This is a genomic window from Inquilinus limosus (genome assembly GCF_002195995.1).
Classification (GTDB): Bacteria; Pseudomonadota; Alphaproteobacteria; order DSM-16000; family Inquilinaceae; genus Inquilinus; species Inquilinus limosus_C.
Map to the genome: position 1 here is coordinate 28,863 of NZ_NHON01000012.1, position 21,645 is coordinate 50,507.

General features: G+C 69.7%; 22 protein-coding genes. 9 read left to right on the forward strand and 13 right to left on the reverse strand.

Annotated elements, in window-relative coordinates:
- Nucleotides 1-28: 28 nt before the first annotated feature.
- From BWR60_RS36920 to BWR60_RS08920, 5 genes are all read right to left on the reverse strand, one after another.
- Complete coding sequence (locus BWR60_RS36920; protein ID WP_088150651.1) at nucleotides 29-289, reverse strand: antitoxin; 261 nt, start codon at nucleotides 287-289, stop codon at nucleotides 29-31.
- A gap of 38 nt (nucleotides 290-327) precedes the next feature.
- Nucleotides 328-1,305 (reverse strand): magnesium/cobalt transporter CorA, encoded by a 978-nt coding sequence (corA, locus tag BWR60_RS08905; RefSeq protein WP_088150652.1) that lies wholly within the window; start codon nucleotides 1,303-1,305, stop codon nucleotides 328-330.
- A 265-nt stretch (nucleotides 1,306-1,570) separates the two neighbouring features.
- Entirely contained in the window at nucleotides 1,571-2,074 is a 504-nt protein-coding gene (locus BWR60_RS08910) for a universal stress protein (protein WP_230982999.1), read from the reverse strand.
- 25 nt (nucleotides 2,075-2,099) lie between these two features.
- Nucleotides 2,100-2,852: a TIGR02186 family protein gene (locus BWR60_RS08915; RefSeq protein WP_088150654.1), complete on the reverse strand. Its 753-nt coding sequence runs from the start codon at nucleotides 2,850-2,852 to the stop codon at nucleotides 2,100-2,102.
- Nucleotides 2,853-2,856: 4 nt separating this feature from the next.
- Nucleotides 2,857-3,777, reverse strand: coding sequence for a sulfite exporter TauE/SafE family protein (locus tag BWR60_RS08920; protein WP_088150655.1), 921 nt, complete (start codon nucleotides 3,775-3,777; stop codon nucleotides 2,857-2,859).
- Between the two features lie 250 nt (nucleotides 3,778-4,027).
- Between BWR60_RS08920 and BWR60_RS08925 the strand changes: the two genes are divergently transcribed.
- Together BWR60_RS08925 and BWR60_RS08930 are read left to right on the forward strand one after the other, a co-directional pair.
- Entirely contained in the window at nucleotides 4,028-5,206 is a 1,179-nt protein-coding gene (locus BWR60_RS08925) for an efflux RND transporter periplasmic adaptor subunit (RefSeq protein ID WP_179221689.1), read from the forward strand.
- A gap of 24 nt (nucleotides 5,207-5,230) precedes the next feature.
- A complete protein-coding gene (locus BWR60_RS08930) occupies nucleotides 5,231-8,332 on the forward strand; it encodes an efflux RND transporter permease subunit (protein ID WP_088150657.1) in 3,102 nt (1,033 codons plus the stop codon).
- Nucleotides 8,333-8,358: 26 nt separating this feature from the next.
- On the opposite strand, the gene BWR60_RS08935 is transcribed toward BWR60_RS08930, so the two are convergent.
- Complete coding sequence (locus tag BWR60_RS08935) at nucleotides 8,359-8,805, reverse strand: GNAT family N-acetyltransferase (RefSeq protein WP_088150658.1); 447 nt, start codon at nucleotides 8,803-8,805, stop codon at nucleotides 8,359-8,361.
- Between the two features lie 319 nt (nucleotides 8,806-9,124).
- On the opposite strand from BWR60_RS08935, the gene BWR60_RS08940 reads away from it, so the two are divergent.
- Nucleotides 9,125-9,370, forward strand: coding sequence for an acyl carrier protein (locus BWR60_RS08940; RefSeq protein ID WP_179221690.1), 246 nt, complete (start codon nucleotides 9,125-9,127; stop codon nucleotides 9,368-9,370).
- Here the strand turns inward: BWR60_RS08940 and BWR60_RS08945 are convergent.
- Nucleotides 9,367-9,795 (reverse strand): DUF2000 domain-containing protein, encoded by a 429-nt coding sequence (locus tag BWR60_RS08945; protein WP_088150660.1) that lies wholly within the window; start codon nucleotides 9,793-9,795, stop codon nucleotides 9,367-9,369. The genes BWR60_RS08940 and BWR60_RS08945 overlap by 4 nt on opposite strands.
- A gap of 129 nt (nucleotides 9,796-9,924) precedes the next feature.
- Between BWR60_RS08945 and BWR60_RS08950 the strand changes: the two genes are divergently transcribed.
- Nucleotides 9,925-10,398 carry an Lrp/AsnC family transcriptional regulator gene (locus BWR60_RS08950; RefSeq protein ID WP_088150661.1) on the forward strand — a complete coding sequence of 158 codons (474 nt, stop codon included), beginning with the start codon at nucleotides 9,925-9,927 and terminating at the stop codon, nucleotides 10,396-10,398.
- A gap of 6 nt (nucleotides 10,399-10,404) precedes the next feature.
- Here the strand turns inward: BWR60_RS08950 and BWR60_RS08955 are convergent, their stop codons facing one another.
- The gene (locus BWR60_RS08955; RefSeq protein WP_088150662.1) at nucleotides 10,405-10,968 is read right to left on the reverse strand and encodes a helix-turn-helix domain-containing protein; all 564 of its coding nucleotides are present in this window, start codon (nucleotides 10,966-10,968) and stop codon (nucleotides 10,405-10,407) included.
- Between the two features lie 108 nt (nucleotides 10,969-11,076).
- Between BWR60_RS08955 and BWR60_RS08960 the strand changes: the two genes are divergently transcribed.
- Complete coding sequence (locus BWR60_RS08960; RefSeq protein WP_088150663.1) at nucleotides 11,077-11,598, forward strand: GNAT family N-acetyltransferase; 522 nt, start codon at nucleotides 11,077-11,079, stop codon at nucleotides 11,596-11,598.
- Nucleotides 11,598-12,047, forward strand: coding sequence for a DMT family transporter (locus tag BWR60_RS08965; RefSeq protein WP_088150664.1), 450 nt, complete (start codon nucleotides 11,598-11,600; stop codon nucleotides 12,045-12,047). Before BWR60_RS08960 ends, BWR60_RS08965 begins: the two co-directional genes overlap by 1 nt.
- A 10-nt stretch (nucleotides 12,048-12,057) precedes the next feature.
- On the opposite strand, the gene BWR60_RS08970 is transcribed toward BWR60_RS08965, so the two are convergent.
- Entirely contained in the window at nucleotides 12,058-12,627 is a 570-nt protein-coding gene (locus BWR60_RS08970; protein WP_088150665.1) for a precorrin-2 dehydrogenase/sirohydrochlorin ferrochelatase family protein, read from the reverse strand.
- Nucleotides 12,627-14,345, reverse strand: a complete 1,719-nt coding sequence (locus tag BWR60_RS08975) for an NADPH-dependent assimilatory sulfite reductase hemoprotein subunit (protein ID WP_088150666.1) — start codon at nucleotides 14,343-14,345, stop codon at nucleotides 12,627-12,629. Before BWR60_RS08975 ends, BWR60_RS08970 begins: the two co-directional genes overlap by 1 nt.
- Before the next feature lie 122 nt (nucleotides 14,346-14,467).
- On the opposite strand from BWR60_RS08975, the gene BWR60_RS08980 reads away from it, so the two are divergent.
- From BWR60_RS08980 to cysC, 3 genes are read left to right on the forward strand one after another with little or no spacing between them, the layout of a single operon-like run.
- Nucleotides 14,468-15,211: a phosphoadenylyl-sulfate reductase gene (locus tag BWR60_RS08980; protein ID WP_088150667.1), complete on the forward strand. Its 744-nt coding sequence runs from the start codon at nucleotides 14,468-14,470 to the stop codon at nucleotides 15,209-15,211.
- Nucleotides 15,212-15,214: 3 nt separating this feature from the next.
- Nucleotides 15,215-16,009: a sulfate adenylyltransferase subunit CysD gene (gene cysD / locus BWR60_RS08985; RefSeq protein ID WP_088150668.1), complete on the forward strand. Its 795-nt coding sequence runs from the start codon at nucleotides 15,215-15,217 to the stop codon at nucleotides 16,007-16,009.
- Between the two features lie 2 nt (nucleotides 16,010-16,011).
- On the forward strand, nucleotides 16,012-17,907 hold the full coding sequence (gene cysC, locus BWR60_RS08990) for an adenylyl-sulfate kinase (RefSeq protein ID WP_088150669.1): 1,896 nt from the start codon (nucleotides 16,012-16,014) through the stop codon (nucleotides 17,905-17,907).
- A gap of 270 nt (nucleotides 17,908-18,177) precedes the next feature.
- Here cysC and BWR60_RS08995 read toward each other — a convergent pair whose 3' ends face one another.
- From BWR60_RS08995 to murJ, 3 genes are all read right to left on the reverse strand, one after another.
- Nucleotides 18,178-18,438 carry a TfoX/Sxy family protein gene (locus BWR60_RS08995; RefSeq protein WP_034837498.1) on the reverse strand — a complete coding sequence of 87 codons (261 nt, stop codon included), beginning with the start codon at nucleotides 18,436-18,438 and terminating at the stop codon, nucleotides 18,178-18,180.
- Entirely contained in the window at nucleotides 18,435-19,439 is a 1,005-nt protein-coding gene (gene trpS / locus BWR60_RS09000) for a tryptophan--tRNA ligase (RefSeq protein ID WP_088150670.1), read from the reverse strand. The genes BWR60_RS08995 and trpS overlap by 4 nt, the downstream gene beginning before the upstream one ends.
- A gap of 62 nt (nucleotides 19,440-19,501) precedes the next feature.
- On the reverse strand, nucleotides 19,502-21,037 hold the full coding sequence (gene murJ, locus BWR60_RS09005; RefSeq protein WP_088150671.1) for a murein biosynthesis integral membrane protein MurJ: 1,536 nt from the start codon (nucleotides 21,035-21,037) through the stop codon (nucleotides 19,502-19,504).
- Nucleotides 21,038-21,645 lie beyond the last annotated feature (608 nt).

Sequence of the window (21,645 nt, forward strand, 5' to 3'; positions counted from 1 at the left end):
GGGGAGGGGGGACAAGGAAGAAGCAGGGCTATTTTGGGAAGATTTCATCCCGCGGGAGAGCATTCATCGGACGCTCGGTCATGAAATCGTCGGGGACGTCGATCGTGCGCATCAGCTCGAAGAACTGTTTCCAGCTATCAGCACCTGGCCGCTCGGACAGAGTGACATCGCCCGTGCGGGCATCGCGGGACGCATAGACCGTGTCGCCGTTGAACCGGAAGTCCGCCGGCAACCGGACGATCTGGCCGGCGTCGGTTCCGAGCAGCTTCAAGACGCGGGTCTTGGACATGGACACCTCCCGCCTATCTTCAGATCGTTCCGGCCAGTCTACAGCCAGCCCTTCCGCTTGAACCATAGATACGGCAGGACGGCGGACAGGACCATCAGCCCGAGGGCGAAGGGATAGCCGACCGCCCATTTCAGCTCGGGCATGATGTCGAAGTTCATGCCGTAGATGCTGGCCACCAGCGTCGGCGGCAGGAACACCACCGCGGCGACCGAGAAGATCTTGATGATCGCGTTCTGCTCGATGTTGATCATCCCCATCGAGGCGTCGAGCAGGAAGGTGATGTTGTTGCCGATATAGGTGGCGTGGTCGGTCAGCGACAGCACGTCCCGGCTCAGGCTCTTCTGATGGATGCGGAAGGCCTTGTCCTTGGTGGCGTCGCCGACCGCCAGGAAGCTCAGCAGCCGGGCCAGGCTGACCAGGCTCTCGCGCACCTTCGACACCAGGTTCTGGCTGCGGCCGATCTGCTTGAGATTGGCCTCCAGCTCCTCGTTGGTGGTGCGGCGGTGCACCGACTCGTTCACCTTGAAGATCCGCTGTGACAGGACGTCGACCTCGCCGCCGACCCGCTCCAGGATGTCGGCGGTGCGGTCGACGATGGCCTCCAGCAGGCCGATCAGCGTGGCCGAGCCGGTCGGGCACAGCATCGGCTGGCGCTCGGCATGGGCGATGAAGCCGGCGAAGGATTTCGGCTCGGCATAGCGGATGGTGACCAGAGTCTGGCCCTTCAGCACGAAGGTGATCGGGGCGGTTCCCGGCGCGTCGGTCTCGGTGGCGTAGAGCACGCTGGCGGTCATGAACATGCCGCCATCCTCCTGGTACAGCCGGCTCGACGCCTCGATCTCCTGCATCTCCTCGCGGGTCGGCAGGAACAGGCCCAGCTGCTTCTCGGCCAGCCGCTCCTCCTCGGCGGTCGGGTTGAACAGGTCGATCCAGACCGTATCCGTGGGGAAGCCGGCGCCCTCCACCGGCTCGACCGGGGTGAAATGGGTGTTCGAAAGCGTGTAGATGCGCAGCATCGCGGTCTGTCCCCTGCGGCCGGCGCATCACCGGGCCGGGGGCCGCGGTGTCTAGCGGGGCCCTTCGGCCGGCGCGGCGCTGGGCCGTCCGTTCCCTGGCGGGGCGATCCGGTCGGGTCGCCTCTGTGGTTCGTCCCGGTCGGGACGACTGTCTGGCTCGTCCATGTCTCGATTCGTCGAAGGCAGGGCCTGCCGGCACCCGTCACGCTCGGATGCCACCGCGGGATGGCGGCGTCAAGCGGCCGGCCGTGCGGAAGCGGGCGGGTCAGGTCAGCGCGTCGATCGCGTCGGTCGTCAGGTTGCCCGGCACGATGGTCAGCGGGATCCGCAGCCGGGCGATGGCCTTGCTGCTGGTCAGGTACTGGATCAGCGGTCCGGGGCCGGCGGAGGAGGTGGTGTCGGCGCCCAACACCAGCACCGAGATCGACGGCTCCTCGGCGATCAACGCCAGCAGCTCGTCCCGCGCCGCGCCCTCGCGGATGTGCAGGATCGGGATGGTGCCGGTCAGCTGGTTGACCTCGCGCGCCACCCGCTGCAGCCGCTGCTCGGCCTCGTGCCGGGCCTCCTCGCGCAGCACGTCCTCGATCGCGCCCCAATGCTGGATCTCGCTGGGGCTGATGACGTGCAGCAGGGCCACCCGGCCGCCGGTGTGCTGGGCCCGGCGGCAGGCGTAGCGCAGCGCCGCCCGCCACTCCTCGGTGTTGTCGACGACCACGAGGAAGATGCGCGGCATCTCCGTCTTCGGGGTCTCTGGGGCGTTGTCTGTCATGGTTCCCTCGATAGATGGGAAGGGATCAGGCGCGGCGGAAGACGACGCTGGCCAGCCAGCCGGCGGCGACGGCCACGATGATGGCGGCCAGCCCGTACAGCGCCGGCTCGTCCTGCGCGAACTCGTAGATCTCGGCGCCCAGCCCGACCTTGCCGACGATCAGCGGCGTGGTCTGGGCGTCGACCACCTGGCCGCCGCGGAACAGATAGGCCTCGACCTGGTACTGGCCGGTCGGGACATTGGCCGGGAAGTCGATCCGGGTGCGGAACAGCCGGCCGCTGAGGAAGCTGACCTGGCCGGTGTCGGTGACATACAGGCCGTTGCGCTGCTGGCCGCGGATCAGCGCGTCGCGATAGGCGCCGATCGCCTCCGGCCCGGCCTCGCGGTCGTCCTCGCTGACCGTCAGCTGCAGGTATCGCAGGCCGATGCCGGCGCGCTCCAGCACATTGGGCGGCGCCAGCTGCTCCAGCGGCTTGCTCGCGGCGACGGCGTAGAAGCCGGGCACGTTGCTGAACTTCATGCTGGCATGGTTCAGCCAGATGCCGGCGACGCGGTCCTTCTCGCGCACCGTGGCGCGGTCGACCGGGCCGCGCACCACCACCGCCACGTCGCCCTCGCCCTCGGTGGCGCCGAACAGCAGCACCTTGGTGCCGGTGAAGCCGGTGTTGATGGCGATGACGTGGTCGGACAGGTCGGCCACCAAATCCTGGGCGGCGCCGGGCCGGCACAGGCCCAGCGCCGCGGCCCAGACGGCGACGGCGAGGAGGAGGTGCCGCACGGCCTCAGCCCCCCCGGCGCATGGCGACGGTGAACAGGTCGGCGGGCGTGCCGATCAGGTCAAACCCCACCTTGACGCAGATGATCAGCACCAGCGTGGCCAGCAGGGCACGGGCCTGGTCGCCGCGCAGCCGGCCGCTGGCATGGGTGCCGAACTGGGCGCCGATCACGCCGCCGGCCAGCAGCAGCAGGGCCAGCAGCACGTCGACCGTCTGGTTCTGCAGCGCCTGCAGGAAGCACACCAGCGCGGTGGTGAAGATGATCTGGAACAGCGAGGTGCCGGCCACCAGCGAGGCCGGCATGCCCAGCAGGTAGATCATCGCCGGCACCAGGATGAAGCCGCCGCCGATGCCCATGATCGCGGTCAGGAAGCCGCCCAGCGCGCCGATCGCGATCGGCGCCAGGGCGCTGATGTAGAGCCGCGACTTCGGGAACCGGGTCTTGAACGGCAGGCCGTGGAACCAGCCATGCTTGTGCAGCTTGCGCCGCTGCCCGGGCGACCGGCGCTGGCGCAGCATCGACCGCACGCTCTCGACCAGCATCAGCCCGCCGACGCCGCCCAGGAACAGCAGGTAGAACAGGTTGATGGCCAGGTCGATCTGGCCCAGCAGCTGCAACAGGCCGAACAGGCGCACGCCCAGCACGCTGCCGATCACGCTGCCGGCCAGCAGCACCAGCCCCATCTTCACGTCGACATTGCCGCGCCGCCAATGCGCCAGCATGCCCGAGACGCTGGCCGCGACCAACTGGTTCGCCTGGGTGCCGACCGCGACCGCCGGCGGGATGCCGATGAAGATCAAGAGCGGCGTCATCAAAAAGCCACCGCCGACGCCGAACAAGCCGGACAGGAACCCGACGAGCCCGCCCATGCCGAGAATCAGCAGGGCGTTCACCGAGACCTCGGCGATCGGCAGATAGACTTGCATGGCGCGGGGTCCCGTCCAGTCCCACCGGCACCTTAGTCGGTGCGAGGGCGGATGCGAAGGCCGATGGCGCCGGCGCGGCAACGGTGCCGAAGCGATGCGATCCGCGCATGGATCTGTCGGTTACCTATGACGTACAGGCATGTATGTTTCCGATTATGTCAACTGTAACAGTCTGGTGTATGGTGGCGCGCCTCTCGATTCACGGCATGGCCCGGCAACGATCTGCTGCAGGCAGGGAGACGGTTCCCACATGATTCTCCGCTTCTTCCTGGTCGGGATCGGCCTGGTCATCGTCGTCGGCGCGCTGGTCGGCATGAACGTGATGCGCGACCAGGGCGTGGCGGCATTCTTCGCCGGCCAGCAGATGCCGCCGGTGCCGATCTCGGCCGCCAAGGCGGAGGCGAAGACCTGGACCGACTATCTCGAGGGCATCGGCTCGATCTCCGCGGTCGAGGGCATCGACGTCGCCTTCGAGGTGCCGGGCACGGTCAAGTCGATCGACTTCAAGGCCAACGACACCGTCCAGGCCGGCCAGCGGCTGGTCCAGCTTGACGATTCGATCGATCAGGCCGATCTGCGCCTGTACCAGGCGGCGATGGACCTGGCGAAGCGCACCCTGGACCGGGTGTCGTCGCTGCGCTCGCGCGGCAACGCCCCGCAATCCGACCTCGACAACGCCAATGCCGAGCTCCTGAAGGCCCAGGCCCAGATCGCCCGCGCCCAGGCGACGATCGACAAGAAGGCGGTGGCGGCGCCGTTCCCCGGCATCGTCGGCATCCGCAAGATCGATGTCGGCCGCTATGTCGCCGCCGGCGACCCGCTGGTGACGCTGCAGCGCCTGGACCAAGTCTATGCCGACTTCACCCTGCCGGAACAGGCGTTCAGCCGGATCAGCCAGGGCCAGAAGGTCGAGATCCGGGCCGACGCCTTCCCGGACGAGGTGTTCCACGGCCAGGTCAGCGGCATCGAGCCGGTGGTCGACGCCGCCAGCCGCATGGTCAAGGTGCGGGCCACCATCGACAATCCCGGCCTGAAGCTGCGACCGGGTTTCTTCGCCAATGTCCGGCTGATCCTGCCCGAGCGGCCGAACGTCGTGACCGTGCCGCAGACCGCGATCACCTTCAGCCTCTACGGCGACACCGTCTTCGTGATCCGCGAGAAGAAGGCCGAGGACGGCCAGCCGGCGCAGCCAGCGGCAGCGGGCGGCGAGGGTGGCCAGCAGGGCCAGGCGCCGGCCGGGCCGCAGCTGACGGTCGAGCAGGTCTTCGTCCGGGTCGGCCAGCGCCAGGGCGCCATCGCCGAGATCGTCGAGGGCGTGAAGGTCGGCGACCAGGTCGTCACCTCCGGCCAGCTCAAGCTGCAGAACGGCTTCCCGGTGGTGATCGACAACTCGGTCGACCCCACCCGCCCGGCGCAAGCCGGGTCGTAATCCCGGCCGGGAAGGGGGACCGCCATGAACTTCACCTCGATCTTCATCCGCCGGCCGGTGCTGGCCTCGGTGATCAGCCTGCTGATCCTGCTGCTAGGGCTGCAGGGCCTGGCCTCCCTGCCGGTGCGCCAGTTCCCGAAGACCGAGGAGACGGTGATCAAGATCACCACCTCCTACCCCGGTGCCAGCGCCGACCTGATGCAGGGTTTCATCACCACCCCGATCGCGCAGGCCGTGGCCAGCACCGAGGGGCTGGACTACGTCACCTCCTCCTCGGTCCAGGGCGTCAGCACCGTGTCGGTGCACATGAAGCTGAACGCCAACCCGGATGCGGCGCTGACCGAGGTGCTGACCAAGGTGCAGCAGGTCCGCAACGACCTGCCGACCGAATCGAAGGACCCGGTGGTGCTGAAGGGCACCGGCCAGGAGATCGCGATCCAGTACATCGCGCTGAACAGCGACCGGATGTCGCCCGAGGAGGTGACGGAGTACATCACCCGCGTGGTGCAGCCGCAGCTGGCCACCACCGAGGGCGTGGCCGACGCCCAGATCCTGGGCGCCAAGAGCTTCGCCATGCGGGTCTGGGTCGACCCGGTGCGGCTGGCGTCGCGCAAGGTCACGGCGGCCGACGTGGTGACCGCGATCCGGGCGAACAACTTCCAGTCGGCGCCGGGCCGCACCGAGGGCGAGCTGGTCACCTTCGCCATCCGCACCGACACCACCCTGCGCACGCCCGAGGCCTTCGGCGACCTGGTGGTGCGGTCGGACGGCACCAACATCGTGCGGCTGAAGGACGTGGCGAAGGTCGAGCTCGGCAGCGAGAGCTATGATGCCCGCGTCACCTTCAACGGGCGCGAGGCGATCTTCGTCGCCATCAACCCGACCCCGGCGGCCAACCCGCTGACCACGGCGGCCAATGTCCGCGCGGCGATGGTCGACATCGAGCGGCAGATGCCGGAGGGCATGCACGCCGAGATCGTCTACGACGCCACCGAGTTCATCGAGGCCTCGATCTGGGAGGTCGGCAAGACCATCCCCGAGGCGGTGGTGATCGTCGTGGTCGTGATCCTGCTGTTCCTCGGCTCGTTCCGCGCCGTGGTCATCCCGGTCGTCACCATCCCGCTGTCGCTGATCGGCGTGCTGTTCTGCCTCTACGCCCTGGGATACTCGGTCAACACGCTGACGCTGCTGGCGATGGTGCTGGCGATCGGCCTGGTGGTCGACGACGCCATCGTGGTGGTGGAGAACATCCACCGCCATATCGAGGAGGGGCTGACGCCCAGGCAGGCGGCGCTGAAAGGCGCGGCGGAGATCGCCGGGCCGGTGGTGTCGATGACCATCACGCTCGCCGCCGTCTATGCCCCGATTGGCTTCGCCACCGGCCTGACCGGGGCGCTGTTCCGCGAATTCGCCTTCACCCTGGCCGGCGCCGTCATCATCTCCGGCATCGTCGCGCTGACCCTGTCGCCGATGATGACCAGCAAGCTCCTGAAGCCGCACGGCCAGGGCGGCGGCCGGTTCCAGCGCGCGGTCGACGGCTTCTTCACCCGGCTGCAGGGCTGGTACGGCCGCCGGCTGCACCATTCGCTGAATTACCGCCCGGTCACCGCCTTCCTGGCGATCGTGCTGCTGGCCACCTCGGTCTTCCTGTTCATGAAGACGCCGAGCGAGCTGGCGCCGAAGGAGGACCAGGGCTTCGTGTTCATGATCATGAACGGCCCGCGCTACGCCAATCTCGAATACATGAACCGGTTCAGCGACAAGCTGATCAAGGACCTGCAGGCGATCCCGGAGCATGACGCGATCTTCGCCGTCACCGGCGCCGAATCGCTGTCCTCCGCCTTCGGCGGCATGACCTTCAAGCCGTGGAGCCAGCGCACCCGCAGCGGCGCCGAGATCGAGGCCCAGGTCCAGGGCGTGGTCGGCGGCATCGCCGGGGTCGAGGGCTTTGCCACCGCTCCGCCGGCGCTGCCCGGCTCCGGCGGCGGCCCGCCGGTGCAATTCGTGATCAAGGCCCCGGGGTCGCCCCAGCTGGTCTACGAGCTGGCGGAGCAGGTCGCCAACGAGGCCCGGAAGAGCGGCATGTTCCTGTTCGCCAGCGCCACCCTGGCCTTCGACCGGCCGGAGCTGTCGGTCGAGATCGACCGCAACAAGGCGGCGGCGCTGGGCATCAACATGGACGATGTCGGCACCACGCTGAACGTCATGCTCGGCGGCAACGACATCGGCCGCTTCGACCGCGACAACCGCAGCTACAAGGTGATCCCGCAGGTGGCGCAGGAGAGCCGGCTGAACCCGGAGGAGCTGAACAAGTACTTCGTCCGCACCTCCGGCGGCGACCTGGTGCCGCTGTCCTCGGTGGTGACGCTGAAGACCCAGGCGACGGCGAACTCCTACGACCAGTTCAACCAGCTGAACAGCTCGACCATCCAGGCGGTGCCGACGCCGGTGATCGTCACGCTCGGCCAGGCGCTGACCTTCCTGCAGCAGACCGCCGACCGCATCCTGCCGCGCGGCGTCACCTACGACTATGAGGGTGATTCCCGGCAGTACATCACCGAGGGCAACACGGTGATGATCGCCTTCGCCTTCGCCGTGATCGTGATCTTCCTGGTGCTGGCGGCGCAGTTCGAGAGCTTCCGCGACCCGCTGATCATCATGATGTCGGTGCCGCTGTCGATCTTCGGCGCGCTGGCGGTGCTGAATGTCGGCTCGATCCTGCAGCTCACCGGCGCCAGCCTGAACATCTACACCCAGATCGGCCTGATCACGCTGGTCGGGCTGATCACCAAGCACGGCATCCTGATGGTGGAGTTCGCCAATTCGCTGCAGGAGCGGCAGGGCCTGTCGCGGCGCGAGGCGATCGAGCAGGCGGCGGCGATCCGGCTGCGGCCGATCCTGATGACCACGGCGGCGATGGTGCTGGGCGTGGTGCCGCTGCTCTACGCCACCGGCGCCGGCGCCGCGGCGCGCTTCTCGATCGGGCTGGTGATCGCGTCGGGCATGTCGATCGGCACGCTGTTCACCCTGTTCGTGGTGCCGATGGTCTACACCTACCTCGCCCGCGACCATCACCGCATGGTCGAGGAGGACGAGCCGGCCGCCCATCCCAAGCCTGCGGAATAGCCGGGGCTCAGCCCCGGCTTCGCGCCTCAGCGGAGGTCTTTCCGCAGCGCCGAGGCGGACTCGAGATCGGTCGTCACCGCGCCGGTGACCCGGAAGCCGCAGCGCTCGTAGAAGGGGCGGGCCCGGTCGCCGGCGACAACGTGCAGGGCGCGGGCGCCGAGCCGGGCGGCGCGCGCCTCGGCCTCCGCCACCAGCCGCCGGCCGATGCCCCGGCCCCAGGCAGTGGGGTCGACGAACAGGTCCTCCAGCTCGGCCCCGCCGTCGTCGCGTGGCAGCACCGTGGCGAAGCCGGCGATCGCGCTGTCCCATTCCGCGACGATGATCGCCGGCAGATGCTCGGCGGGGACCTGCCCCGCCTCGGGCATCGCCCGCAGCGCCTCGACATGGTCGCCCCAGGCCAGCGAGGCGCGCAGCTTCAGGGCGCCGAGGGGCTCCCGGTCCTCCGGCCGTGCGGTGCGGGTGCGGATCGTCATTCGGACCTCCTACCAGGATAGCCGCCGCAGCGCATGAACGGGTGCGCCCTGCAGGGCCGAGCCGACCGGCGGGCCGGTCCGCCGGTCATCGCTCCGATTATCCCGCGGCGCTGGATTTCGACATCGCCGGGTATGATGTTTTTTGCACTGATTTCAATTTTATTGAAATTACTTCGGATCTGATAGTTAAAGGCGGATGGCATTGCACGATCTTCTATGTCCGCAGCGGATTTCTTGGTAATGAAACTGGACGAATTACCAGCAGCCGCGATACCCACGGCCCTCATAGTCCTCCACATTGGCGCAAAGGAACATGAGCATGAGCACGCCGACCAAAGAGCAGATCCAGGCGACCGCCGGAGGCCTTCTGGCCAATCTTCTGGGCGTCGAGGCCAAGGATATCGACCCCCATGCGAGCCTCTTCGGTGGCGGTTTCAATTCCATATTGGCGGTGCAGCTTGCCGCCCAGCTGACCGAGACGCTGGGGTTCGACGTCCGCCCCGACGTGGTCCTCCGGAGCGATTCGCTCGACGGCCTCTCCGCCGCCCTGGCGGCGCAGGCCTAGCGCAGCAGCTTCAGCGCGCCGGTCAGCGAGCGGACCCATTTCGCCGGGCCGGCGAGGCCCAGCCCGTCGATCGTCTCCTCGGCCAGGTCGCGGTCGGGGAAGCCGGCCTCGTACTCGGCATAGACGTGCTGCGACCGGGCGAAGGCCGGGAACGGCACCACCGCGTGCTCGCCGGCCCCTTCGTCGCGTCCTGCCAGCGCCTTCAGCAGCAGCGCCCGGATCGCCGCCGCGTTGGCCTGCAGGATCGGCACGGGCTGGCTGGAGATGATGTCGACGCTGCGGTCGCCGCGATCGGTCAGCCGGCGCGCGGCGAGGGCCGGCACCGTGGCGCCCAGGCCGATGGCGATGGCGCCGGCGGTGTTGGCGACCAGCCCCAGCGGCAGCTCCGGATTGACGACGATGGCGAGGCGCAGATCCTGGGTCATGGCGGCTTTCGGGGCGATGGATTTGCCTGGAAGGATAGCGCCGGCTTGCTGGATGATCCTGCCTATGATTGTGCTGGAGTCGACGATTTCGGTAAGATCTACCCATATTACCCTGTATCCAGGTAGATCATGTCCAGCCCGCTCGAGCCGGTCGACCTTCGCATCCTCGCCGCCCTGCAGCAGGACGGCCGCCTGACCAACCAGGCGCTGTCGGCCGCGGTCGGGCTGTCGACCTCGCCCTGCTGGCGCCGGGTGCGGCAGCTGGAGGAGGAGGGGGTGATCCAGGGCTACCGCGCGGTGCTGGACCGGCGGCGCATCGGCCTCGGCGTCCTCGCCTTCATCCGGGTCAGGATCGACAGCCACAGCGCCGAGGAGGCGGAGGAGTTCTCCGAGAGCGTCCGCCAGATCCGCGAGGTGGTGGCCTGCTACAGCATCGCCGGCGATTCGGACTTCCTGCTGCAGGTCGTCGCCCCCGACCTCGACAGCTATGCCGATTTCGCCATGGCCGTGGTCCGCCGCCTGCCCGGGATCAAGGAGATGCAGACCATGTTCGTGCTGAAGGAGATCAAGCCGTTCCAGGGCTTCCCGCTCGCCGGACCCTGACGCCGCTCACGGCTGGCGCAGCACCACCACGGCATAGGTGCAGGGTCGGTCGCTGTCGTTGCGGAAGACGCAGTCGACCGGCGGGCCCAGCTCCAGGCAGTCGCCCACGGCCATCTCGTGCCGCACGGCGCCCTCGACGAAGACGAGTTCCCCCTCCAGCACCCAGATCAGCTGGCGCTGGAAGGCGTAGGCCGAGGCCGGCATCGGCACCTCGCGCCCGGCCGGCAGCTCGATCCGCACCAGGTCCAGCGGCAGGTCGGTGCGCGGCGAAACATGGCGGCGCAGATAGCCTGTCTGCGGGTCGGTCCACACCGGCTGATCGGCCTTCCGCGACAGCCGGCCCTGCTGCATCTCGGCCCGCGCCATCAGCGTCGACATGCTCAGGCCGAAGGCGCCGGACAGCTTGCCCAGCAGGTTGGCGGTCGGGCTGCTGTCGCCGCGCTCGACCTTGAACACCATGGCACGGGAGATGCCGGCGCGGGCGGCGAGGTCGGACAGCGACCAGCCGCGGCTCTCGCGCTCGATGCGGATGCGGGCGCCGATGCGCCGGTCGATGCCGTCGGGGCTCATGGTATGGTCCACTATAGTGGACCATAGGCGCCATGCGTATCACTAAAGTGCACTGCGCAGCGGGACGCGCGATATCTGGAGCGTGTTGAAAGCCGCAGGCAGGGTGAGATGCGCATCCGCGACGCCGAGACCGGGGACATCCCCGGCATCCTCGAGATCTACAACGACGCCGTGGTCCACACGACGGCGATCTGGAACGAGACCGTGGTCGACGCCGCCGACCGCGCCGCCTGGCTGGCCGACCGCCGGCGCCTGGGCTATCCGGTGCTGGTGGCGGTCGATGATGACGGGCAGGTGGCGGGTTACGCCTCTTTCGGCGACTGGCGCGCCTGGGACGGCTATCGCCACACCGTCGAGCATTCGGTCTATGTCCGCCGCGACCGGCGCGGCGGCGGGGTTGGCCGGGCGCTGATGCGGGAGCTGATCGTGCGGGCCGCGGCCCTGGGCAAGCATGTCATGGTCGCCGGCATCGAGGCGGGCAACGCCGGATCGATCCGGCTGCATCAGAGCCTCGGCTTCGAGCCGGCCGGGGTGCTGCGCGAGGTCGGGGCGAAGTTCGGCCGCTGGCTCGACCTGGCCTTCCTGCAGCTGCGGCTCGACGGCCGCGCCAGCCCGGGCGGGCGGGGCTGATGGGCGCCGTCGCCACCGTCGCGCTGCTGGCCGCGGCAGGAATCTGCCTGGTGCTGCAGAACCTGCTGATGGTCCGGATCACGCTGTCGGCCCCGACCGTGCTGGTCGCGTTGGTGGCCAATTCCGCCGTCGGGCTGACGCTGCTGCTCTCCCTGCTGCTGCTGCGCACCGGCCCGGGCGGCGTGGCCGAGGCCGCGTCGGCGCTGCGCCCCTGGGCCTTGCTGCCGGGGCTGCTCGGCTCCTTCTTCGTCTTCGCCGGGATCCTCGGCTACCAGCGGCTGGGCGCGGCGCCGACCATCGCCGTGCTGGTGGCCAGCCAACTGGTGGCCGGGCTGGCGGCGGACCAGCTGAAGCCCGGCGCCCCGGCGCTGTCGGCCCAGGCGCTGCCGATCCTCGGCGCGGTGCTGCTGGTACTGGGCGCTGTGCTGGTCGCTCGGCGCGGCGGCTGAGGCCGAAGGGTCAGGCCCCCGGACGCCCCAGCCAGCCTTCGCCGTCGATCACGGCGTCGACGGCGCGGGAGATCTCGTGCGGGGCCTTGCCCTGGGCCCGCAGCTCGGCGCGCAGCAGGCCCAGCCGGGCCAGGCGGCCGCCCCAGTCGCGATGGATCAGCCGCTCGGCGAACAGGCGCAGCCGTCCTGCCAGGCGCGGGCTCTGCCCGCCGGTCGAAATCGCCACCACCAGGTCGCCGCGGCGCACGATCGCCGGCAGGTGGAAGTCGCACAAGGCCGTGCGGTCCTCGACATTCACCAGCAGGCCAAGCTGGCGGGCCAGGATGGCCAAGTCGGCCGACGGCGCCTCGTCCAGGTCGGCCACCAGCAGCAGCCGGTGGGTGCTCAGATCCGCCGCGCCCGGCAGCCCTCGTCGCAGCCGGTCGCCGGCGGCCAGCACCAAATCCGGCGACGGATTGTCCGAGAACACGGTGACGGTGAAGCCGCCCTCATCCAGCTGCGCCAGGCGGCGCACCGCCTTGTCGCCAATGCCGACCAGGGCGACCGACACCGCCTCGGGGCACAGCGAGATCGGCAGCATCAGAGCGCCTTTCCGCCCGGCAGCAGCGTGGCCAGCCGGTCGATGCCCTGGCGGTGGCACCAGTCGCCGAAGCCCTCGCCCGGCTGCCGCTCCTGCGCGAAGGCGCCCAGCAGCGGGTCCAGCGTGTCGGCGATCGCCGCCTCCGGCACCTTCTCGGTCAGCTTGGCGTTCAGCCGCGTGCCCTCGAAATCGCCGCCGACGAACAGGGCGAATGTGCCGGGGGTGCGGCCGACCAGGCCGATGTCGCCGGCATAGGGGCGGGCGCAGCCATTCGGGCAGCCGGTGATGCGGATGCTGATCCGCTCCTCGATCAGCCCGTGCTTGCGCAGGGCGGCCTCGATCGAATCGACCAGCGGCTCGCGGATGCGCTCGGCCTCCGACAGGGCCAGGCCGCAGGTCGGCAGGGCCGGGCAGGCCAGGGTCCAGCGGCGGACGGCGGTCAGGTCCTCGGCGAAGACCACGCCATGGCTGCGCAGATGCGCCTCGATCTCATCGCGCTCGCCGGGGGCGATATCGGCGATCAGGATGTCCTGCTGCGGCGTCAGCACCGACGGCTTGGCCCAGTTCTCGAACAGGGCGCGCAGCGCGGTGCGCAGCCGCACCCTCGGGCCGTCCTCGATCCGGCCGCTGGCGACCGGCAGGCCCAGCCAGAAGCGGCCGTCGCCCTGCTCGTGCCAGCCGAGATGGTCGGGCACCTGGAACGGCCCGTGCGGCAGCGGGTCGGCCAGCACCCGGCCGAACTGGCGCTCCAGCTCCTTCCTGGTCCAGTCCAGCCCCATGTCGTCCAGCACGTATTTCAGCCGGGCGCGCTTGCGGTCGGCGCGGTTGCCGTGGTCGCGATACAGGCGGATCACCGCCTCGGCGCCCTGCAGCAGTTCGCCCGGGCCGACCGAGGCGATCGGCGAGGCCATGCGGGCATGGGTGCCCGCCTTGGTGTGGGTCAGCCCCTGGCCGCCGCCGAGATTGAGGTTGTAGCCGACCAGGTGATCGCCCTCGAACACCGAGAGGATGCCGAGATCCTGGGTCAGCAGGTCGATCGAGTTGTCCTCGGGCGTGGCCAGGCCGACCTTGAACTTCCGCGGCAGGTAGGTGGCGCCGTACAGCGGCTCGTCGACCGATTCGGCCGGCGCCTGGTTCTCCTCGTCGAGGAACAGCTCGTAATAGGCCCGGCTCTTCGGCAAGAGCCGCGTCGACAGGAAGCGGGCATCCGCCTCCAGCCGCGCATGCACCGCGTCGCGGATCGGCGCCGGGGTGGTCATGACGTTGCGCACCACGTCGCCGCAGGCGGACATGGTGGTCAACATCGAGTGGTTGATGTCGGCGATCGTCGCCTTCAGATTTCCCTTCAGAACGCCGTGGAACTGGATTCCCTGCCGCGTGGTAATCCGCAGCGTTCCGTTGGAGTACCTGTCGGCGATGGCGTCGAGCGCCAGATACTGCTCGGCCGTCAGCCGCCCGCCCGGGATGCGGGCGCGGACCATGAACTGGTATTCCTTCTCCAGCCCCTGCTTCTTCCGCGGCGTCGCGGTGTCACGGTCGTACTGCTCGTAACTGCCGTGGAATTTCAGCAGGTTATAGCTCTCCTCGGTGACCGAGGGGCCGGGCGTGAGCAGGTCGGCGGCGATGCCGCCGCGCAGGAATCGGCTCTGTTCCTTCACGCCTTCGACGGCGGAAAGCTTCGGCGTGGCCGCGGGAGCGGCGGATTGTTCGGCGGACATCGGCGGCGGCGTTCTATCCACAAATGATGGTTGACATTAGTCTCCAGATTCACACACAGTCAACCAGCAAATGCGCTCCATTTTACAGTGAAATTGGAGAATTTGCCGACCATGAGCACCCGATGTCCGCCTCTGCCGCTGCATCATCGCAGCCCGATCAGGAGCTGATCGCCGCCGAATTCGACGGGCTGGACGGGCGTGCATTGATCGAAAGGGTGCTGGCGGATCCGCGGCTCGGGCCGGTCGCGCTGGTGTCGTCCTTCGGGGCCGAGGCGGCGGTGCTGCTGGCCCTGGTGGCGGAGGTCGCGCCGGCCACGCCGGTCGTCTTCCTCGACACGCTGCGGCATTTCGGCGAGACTCTGCGCTATCGCGACCGGCTGGTCGCGCAGCTCGGACTTGTGGATGTGCGCTCGGTCAGACCCGACCCCGCCGAAATCGCCAAGCGAGACCCAGACCTGCTGCTGTTCCAGCGCGACCCGGACGCATGCTGCGCCCTGCGCAAGGTCGAGCCGCTGGAGCGGGCGCTGGCCGGCTTCGGCGGCTGGATCACCGGCCGCAAGCGCTTCCAGGCGCTCACCCGCGCGGCGCTGCCGGCGGTGGAATGGGCGGCCGATGAGGGGCGCTACAAGATCAACCCGCTGGCCGGCTGGTCGCCCGACCGGATCGCCACGGCGTTCGAGGCCAGGGACCTGCCGCGCCACCCGCTGGAAGCCGACGGCTTCCTGTCGATCGGCTGCATGCCCTGTACCGAGCGGGTCGAGCCCGGCGCCGACCCGCGCTCAGGCCGCTGGTCTGGCCAGGCCAAGACCGAATGCGGTATCCACCGCCCTGCCGATCCCGTCCCCTCCCAGGTCACGCTCCTTTAAGACATGACTCATCTCGACGAACTCGAAGCGGAGAGCATCACCATTCTCCGCGAGGCCTTCGCCCGCATCGATCGGCTGGCCATGCTCTGGTCGATCGGCAAGGATTCGACGCTGATCCTGTGGCTGCTGCGCAAGGCGTTCTTCGGCCATGTGCCGTTCCCGCTGGTCCAGCTCGAAACCCATATGGAACTGCCGGAGGTCTACGAATTCCGCGACCGGCTGGTGCGCGAGTGGAACCTGCCGCTGATCGTCGAGGACTGCCCGCCGGAGGAGGAGATGGACCAGACCCTGGCGCCCGGCGGCCGGGCGGCGGCCCGCAAGACCGAGGGGCTGAAGGCGGTGATCCAGCGCGAGGGCTTCGAGGGCATCATCGTCGGCATCCGTCGCGACGAGCAGGGCACCCGGGCGAAGGAGCGGGTGTTCAGCCCGCGCAGCTTCGAGGGCGCCTGGGACGTGTCCGACCAGCCGGCGGAGTTCTGGGGCCAGTACAAGACCCGGTTCGAGCCCGGCACCCATGTCCGGATCCATCCGATCCTGAAATGGACCGAGATCGACGTCTGGCGCTATACCCAGCGTGAGGGCATCCCGATCGTGCCGCTATATTTGGCCAAGGACGGGCTGCGCTACCGTTCGCTGGGCGAGAAGAACATCACCCTACCGGTGGCCAGCGACGCCGACACGATCGAGGCGATCATCGCCGAGCTGGAGACCACCAAGGTCTCCGAGCGCTCCGGCCGGATCATCGACAACGAGACCGAGGACGGCTTCGAGCGCCTCCGCAGCGCGGGGTACATGTGAGAATGGACGGAATCGTCGCCCTGCACCCGGCGCTGGCCGCCGCCCGCACCCTGCGCGTCGTCATCGCCGGCCATGTCGACCATGGCAAGTCGACCCTGATCGGCCGCCTGCTGCACGACACCGGCACGCTCGGCCCCGAACGCGTCACCGCGGTCGAGGCGATGAGCAAGAAGCGCGGCATGCCGTTCGAATGGTCGTTCCTGATCGACGCGCTGCAGTCCGAGCGCGACCAGGGCATCACCATCGACACGGCCGAGGTGCAGTTCCGCACCCCGCGCCGGCGCTATGTGCTGATCGACGCGCCGGGCCATGCCGAGTTCCTGAAGAACATGGTCTCCGGCGCCGCCGGGGCGGATGCGGCGCTGCTCCTGGTCGATGCCCGCGAGGGCACGCTGGAGCAGTCGCGCCGCCATGCGCTGATCCTCGGCCTGCTCGGCATCACCCAGGTGGTGGTGGCGATCAACAAGATGGACCTGGTGGACTACGACCAGTCCCGCTTCCAGGCGGTGACCGACGAGATCTCGGCCTATCTCAGCAGCGTCGGCATCACCCCGGCGGTGGTGGTGCCGCTGGCCGCCCGGCACGGCGAGAACATCGCCAGCCGCTCGGCCCTGATGCCCTGGCATGACGGGCCGTCGCTGGTCGAGGCGCTGGACGGGCTGGAGGCGGCGCCGGCGCCGACCGAGCAGCCGCTGCGCCTGCCGGTGCAGGATGTCTACAAATTCGACGAGCGGCGCATCGTGTCGGGACGGATCGAGAGCGGTGCGCTGGCGGTCGGCCAGACCCTGCGCTTCGCCCCGTCGGGCAAGATCGCCCGCATCGCCACGATCGAGAGCTGGCCGGCGGCGGAGATCACCTCGGCCAAGGCGGGCCAGGCGGTCGGCCTGACACTCGACCCGCCGGTCTTCGTCGAGCGCGGCCAGGTCGCGACGTTGGTCGAGCAGGCGCCGCCCACCGCCACCCGGCTGAAGCTGCGGCTGTTCTGGCTGGCGCGCGAGCCGCTGCGTCCCGGCGCCCGGCTGACGCTGCGCCTGGCCACGGCCGAGCACACGGTGACGGTGGAGCGCATCGCCCATGTGGTCGAGGTGCACACGCTGGAGACCCGGACGGCGGAGCTGGTGCGCCGCAACGAGACGGCGGAGATCGAGGTGGTGGGCCGCACCGCCATCGCCTTCGACCGCCATGCGGAGCTGCCGGGCACCGGCCGCGGCGTGCTGGTCGACGGCTACGACATCGTGGGCGGCGTCACCATCCTCGACGCCACGGGCGACAGCCGCCTCCTGTTCCCGACCGAGCGGCGGGTCGATGCCGCGGCCCGGCGCGTGGCCAACGGCCATGGCGGCGGCGTGGTCTGGCTGACCGGCCTGTCCGGCTCCGGCAAGTCGACCCTGGCGACGGCGCTGGAATCGCGCCTGTTCGCTCGCGGCTGGCAGGCAACGGTGCTGGATGGCGATTCGCTGCGCACCGGCCTGGGCCGCGACCTCGGCTTCTCGACCGAGGACCGGGCCGAGAATGTCCGCCGCGCGGCCGAGGTGGCGCGGCTGTTCGCCGAGGCCGGGCTGATCGCGATCGTGGCCCTGATCTCGCCGGAGCGCTGGCACCGCGCCTTGGCCGGCGACGTGATCGGCGACGGCTTCCGCGAGGTGTTCGTGAAGGCGGATCTCGCGATCTGCGAGCAGCGCGACCCGAAGGGCCTCTATGCCAAGGCGCGCCGCGGCGAGATCCAGGGCTTCACCGGGGTCTCGGCCCCCTATGAGGCGCCGGAGACGCCGGACCTGACGATCGACACCGGCGCGATGCCGGTGGATGCCGCCATCGACCTGCTGGAATCCTTCGCCATCACCAGCTTCGCCGGCTCCGCCAAGCGGGTGGGCGAGGACGCGGATCCGTCGATTTAGGGTCTTTCCCGGCAAGTGCGTGACCTCTCCCGCTTGCGGGAGAGGTCGGGCGTCCGCAGGACGACCGGGTGAGGGCCAGCGGTCCCGCAGCCTTCACGGTTGCCGCCGCGAGCGAGCACGTGAGTCCGTCCTGAAATAACGATCTTGGTGAGGCTGCCGGAATGCCCTCACCCGGAGCCGCTTCGCGTCTCCGACCTCTCCCGCAAGCGGGAGAGGCTACGCGATTGCATCCAGTGGTCCGAGACTGTCATCGATAGTCACCAGCCCGCCTCACTCCACCCCGGCGTCCTTGCGCAGCAGGGCGCGCAGGTCCTGGGGCAGGGCGGCCCAGTGCTGGTTGGTCAGGGCGCCGTGCAGGGCATACAGCGCGTTGACCGTGATCAGCTCCGGCTGCGCCGCCTTCAGGCGCTGCCAGGCCTCCACCGGGCCGATGGCGCGCAGCTCCGCCTCGCTGGTGATGCCGACGGCGGCCAGCCACTCGGCGGTCTTGGGCCCGAGATTGGGCAGGGCGGAAATGGGACGCTCTCTCACGGCCGCAGCAGCCCCATGATGTCCTGGGTCTCGGCCAGCACCGGCGCGGCGATCGCCGCGGCCTTCTCGCCGCCACGGCGCAGCACCGCGTCGACATGGCCGGGATCGGCCATCAGCCGGCGCATCTCGCCGCCGATCGGCGCCAGCACCGCCACCGCCACATCGGTCAGCGCGCCCTTGAAGGTCGAGAACGGCGCGCCGCCGAACTCGGCCAGCACCGCGCCGACATCCTTGCCGGCCAGGGCGCCGTAGATGGCGACCAGGTTCTCGGCCTCCGGCCGGCTGGCCAGCCCCGCGGCCTCGGTCGGCAACGGCTCCGGGTCGGTCTTGGCCCGGCGGAACTTCAGCGCGATGGTGTCGGCGTCGTCGGTCATGTTGATGCGGCTGTAGTCGGACTCGTCCGACTTGCTCATCTTCTTCGACCCGTCGCGCAGGCTCATCACCCGGGTGGCGGAGCCCAGGATCTGCGGCTCCGGCAGCGGGAAGAAGTCGACGCCGTAGCGCTGGTTGAAGGACTGGGCGATGTCGCGGGTCAGCTCCAGATGCTGCTTCTGGTCCTCGCCGACCGGCACATGGGTGCCCTTGTACAGCAGGATGTCGGCGGCCATCAGCACGGGATAGGCCAGCAGGCCGTGCATCGCCGTGTCCTGCTGCTTGCCGGCCTTGTCCTTGAACTGGGTCATGCGCCGCAGCCAGCCCAGCGGGGTGACGCAGGAGAACAGCCAGGCCAGCTCGCTGTGGCCGGGCACCTGGCTCTGCGCGAACAGGATGCTGCGCTCCGGGTCGATGCCGACGGCCAGCAGCGTCGCGGTCAGCTCGCGGATATGGGCCCGCAGCTCGACCGGGTCTTGCGGCTGGGTCAGCGCGTGCAGGTCGACGACGCAGTAGATGGTCTCGAACTCCGCCCCGTCCTGCAGCGCCACCCAGTTCCGCACCGCGCCGAGATAGTTGCCGAGATGCATGTTGTGGGTGGGCTGGATGCCCGAGAAGATGCGCTTCATGTCCGCCGGTGCCGCAGAGGGGTGGGGGAAGGCTGGGTTATGGCCGGCCCGGTGCGGGCGGGTCAACCCGGCAGATGCTTGCGGCGGCGGAACCTGGCGAGTTCGTCGCGGTCGACCGCCCCCAGCAGCAGGCACAGCACGGCGTAGAGCGCGGCGCCGCCCGCGATCAGCGCCGCCAGGGCCGCGCCGCCGGCTGCCGTCAGCCCCTGCCGGGCCAGCAGCAGCCCGGCCGCCATGCCCAGCGCCGCCAGCAGGATCCGCCCGCCACGCCGGCGCAGCCCGGCATCGACCGGCAGGGCGCCGCGGCGGCGCAGCGACCAGGCCAGCAGGCCGGCATTGGCCCAGGCCGAGACGGCGGTCGCCAGGGCGATGCCGACATGGCCCATCGGCCGCATCAGCAGCACCGCGCCGGCCACGGCCAGGATGGTGGCGACAAGGGCGGTGCGCATCGGCGTCGCCGTGTCCTGCCGGGCGAAGCACAGGGTCGAGAGCACCCGGATCAGGATGTAGGCCGGGATGCCGGCGGCATAGGCGCCCAGCGCGCCGGCCACGGCCACCGTCTGCTTCGGCCCGAAGGCGCCGCGCTCGAACAGCCCGTGCACGATCGGCTCGGCCAGCAGGATCAGCCCGGCCGCGGCGGGCAGGCCCAGCAGCAGCCCGTATTCGATCGCCCGGCTCTGCGTCGCCGCGACGTCCTCCGCCCGGTTCTCGACCAGCAGGCGGGTCAGGGTGGGCAGCAGGGCGGTGCCCAGCGCGATGCCGACGATGCCCAGCGGCAGCTGGGTCAGCCGGTCGGCATAGTAGAGGGCGCTCACGGCCCCGGCCGGCAGGAAGCTGGCGATCAGCGTGTTCAACACCATCTGGATCTGGGTGATGCCGGTGCCGATGGCGCCCGGCCCCATCAGCACCACCAGCCGGCGCAGCCGCGGCCCGATCCGCGGCGGCATCAGCCGCACCGGCACGCCGTGGCGGCGGCAGGCCAGGGCCAGCCAGGCCAGCTGGACGATGCCGGACAGGGTGACGCCGACCGCCAGCGCCCGGCCGGGCGACCCGGCCAGATGCGTGCCGAACAGCAGCGCCGCGATCAGCACCAGGTTGAACAGGATCGGCGCGGCGGCGAAGGGGGCCAGCCTCTCCTGCGCGTTCAGCACGCCGCCCAGCAGGGCCGCGACCGACATCAGCAGCAGATAGGGGAAGGCCAGGCGGGCATAGTCCAGCGCCAGCGCCTCGCGCACCGGGTCGGCGACGAAGCCGGGGGCGATCACCGCCAGGATGGCGGGCATGGCCAGCAACGCCAGCAGGGTCAGCGGGATCAGCACCGCCAGCAGGGCGGCCAGCACCTCGCCGGCGAAGGCCAGCGCCGCGGCGCGGCCGTTTTCGCCGCGCTCGGCCGCGTATTGCGGCACGAAGGTGACCATGAAGGCGCCGTCGGCGAACAGGCGCCGGGCCAGGTTGGGCAGCTTGACCGCGATCACGAAGGCGTCGGCCATCGGCCCCGCGCCCAGCAGCGAGGCGGTCAGGATATCGCGGGCGAATCCGGCGATGCGGCTGACGGCCGTCAGCCCCCCGACCGTCGCCATGCCGCGGAGCAGGGACATGGGCGGGAGCTTTAGCCGGGTTTTGCGGCGGCGGGAAGGTGGCTCCCTATCCCCCCTGCCGTCATTGCGAGAAGGCGAAGCCGACGAAGCAATCCAGGGGGGCCACGCCAAACGGCCCTGGATTGCTTCGCTGCGCTCGCAATGACGGTGTTGGGATTCTGCGAGACGGGGACGCCTCCAGCGCGGCAGCCCTGTAGTTGGGACCTAGAACAAGCGACTGCCCCTATCAATTCAATCGATTACCATGCCCTGGCGGCGGCGCTTGACAGCGCGGCGACGTGGCGAGAGATTACGCCAAATTGTATGAGGATTGGATCGGCCGAGCCGGCCCCCCAACAGCCACAAGGCGTCGCAGTCGCGCTTCACAGGGAGGAGCTTATGGATTTCACCACATCGACGAGGCGTCGGGCTTGATCGTCCGGCGGGAGGTTGAGCGGCGTTCCGTCAGGAGCGCGCGCGGAGGCTCGCCCGCCGATCGGCGCCTCGCGGTCCTGCCGGCGCCGGACCACCATCGATGCCACAGTCACGGGCGGCCCGGCTGGAACGGCCGGGGTGGCTGCGGCATCATCTGCCGTCATGCGGCAACAGCGCGCCGGGACCACACCCGA